The organism is Streptomyces sp. NPDC050743 (assembly GCF_044456925.1).
Taxonomy (GTDB): Bacteria; Actinomycetota; Actinomycetes; order Streptomycetales; family Streptomycetaceae; genus Streptomyces.
In genome coordinates this window covers 1-1707 of sequence record NZ_JBITGJ010000316.1, presented here as the reverse complement: position 1 = coordinate 1707, position 1707 = coordinate 1, and the positions used below count along the sequence as shown (strand labels likewise).

Here is a 1707-nt window from a genome sequence, read left to right as displayed (position 1 = left end):
AGTGCGTTGTGGCAAAGGGAGTCCCTGTTCGATGAACAGGGGCTTCTTCGTGTGCGGGGCATGATCGCGGAGGGGTAGGGGCAGGCAGCGGACGGCTTGCTGTGGATCGAGGAGGGTGCGATGCCGTCGGTGCTGGGGTTGATGGAACGGCGTGAGGCGCGGGCGAGGCAGGATCTGGAGTCCTGGACGGAGGTTCTGGAGCAGGCTCAGGCGGAAGTGGATGCCGCGCGGGAGCGAGTCGAGCGGGCCCGGGTGGGGCGTGAGGAACTCGTGTCGGTGCTGGCAGAGGAGAGCCCGGTGAATATGCCGGTTTCTGCGCCTTCTGGTGGTGAGATGGATGCCGCCGTGGGATCGAGCGGCTTGGGCGCGGGGCATGGCGAGACGCCGCCGGTGTGGCGGTCGGGCATGGGCGAGGAGGCGCTCAGCGGCCTGTATCGGGAGGTGTTCGCCGCTGCGGTGGCTGCTTCGGGGCCGGTGAACGGGGTGGAGCTGACGCGGGCGGTGGGCCGGGAAGCGGAGATCAAGAACGAGGTGGAGAAGATCCGTCACCGTGCCTACGTGCTGGAGAAGAGAGGCTGGCTGGCGCGGGCGAAGGACGGACGGTTCATGCCCGCGCCCGGAGCAGTCGGCCTGGGCGTTTCTCCGGCCAGCGCGGAGCGTCTCCGGCCAGGCGCCGGGACAGCCTGATCACGGCGGCCCACCACACCATCTGGGCGTGGTGGTCGAGGCGGCGTTCGTGGTCGCGGTTGAGGCGGCGCGAGCGGGAGAGCCAGCTCAGCGTGCGCTCCACCACCCACCTGCGGGCCAGTACAACAAATTCGCGTTGCCCATCGGCGCGGCGCACCACCTGGATCCGGACTCCGTGACGGGCGAACGCCTTCGCCAGCGCCGGACCCTGGTAGGCACTGTCGACCCACACCAGCTTCAACAGCCGGCCCGGCTGGTCCATGAACGTCTCCAGCAGCGCGGGGGCGGCCTTGGAGTCATGCACATCGGCCGTGGTCACGGTCACCTCCAGGAGCAGGCCCTCGGTATCGGTCAGGATGTGGCGCTTGCGCCCGTCACGTGACTTGCCGCCGTCGTATCCGCGACTGTCCTCGCCGACGGTCTCGGAGGCGTCCACCGACTGACTGTCGATGATTCCCGCGCTGGGCTCGGTGTTGCGGCCTGAGCGTTCCCTCGACGTGCGGCGCAGGCGTTCGTACAGTTCACGCACGTAGTCGCAGGCCCGCCAGCGGCGGAAGAAGTCGTAGACCGCCCGCCAGTGCGGGAAGTCGACCGGCATAGCCATCCACTTCACTCCGTTGTCGACCAGGTAACGCACAGCGTCGAGCATTTCGCGGTGGCAGTACGCCTCCGGACGCCCGCCCCGCTTGAGGAGCCAGGCCGGCACCGGCATCGCGGAGCGGACCTCGGCCCACTCCGCATCCGTCATGTCACTCGGATAGCAGCCTGTCCGCAGCCCCGGAGCGATCGAACCGAACCGGTGCACGTAGCAGTCACACCCAGGGGTGACCGCGGTGGACGCAGGCACAGTGGTACTGCTCAACTGATCAGGCAACGGGCTTCCTTGGTCGTGCTGGGTGTCGTAACCGCGTCACTACCAAGGGGCCCGTTCTTTCATGCCCACGGCCGCACCCGTACCTCTGTCCAGATGATCACCCGCGCCGCACACTTCGAACGAAATCCGGTTTGCCACAACGCACT

2 protein-coding genes are annotated in these 1707 nt (G+C 67.9%); one reads left to right on the top strand and one right to left on the bottom strand.

Features of this window, described 5'->3' with window-relative positions:
• Positions 1 to 120 precede the first annotated feature (120 nt).
• Entirely contained in the window at positions 121 to 687 is a 567-nt protein-coding gene (locus ACIBJF_RS53315; protein ID WP_399185103.1) for a hypothetical protein, read from the top strand.
• On the opposite strand, the gene ACIBJF_RS53310 is transcribed toward ACIBJF_RS53315, so the two are convergent.
• On the bottom strand, positions 605 to 1435 hold the full coding sequence (locus ACIBJF_RS53310) for an IS5 family transposase (RefSeq protein ID WP_399185102.1): 831 nt from the start codon (positions 1433 to 1435) through the stop codon (positions 605 to 607). The two genes, ACIBJF_RS53315 and ACIBJF_RS53310, sit on opposite strands and share 83 nt — an antisense overlap.
• Positions 1436 to 1707 lie beyond the last annotated feature (272 nt).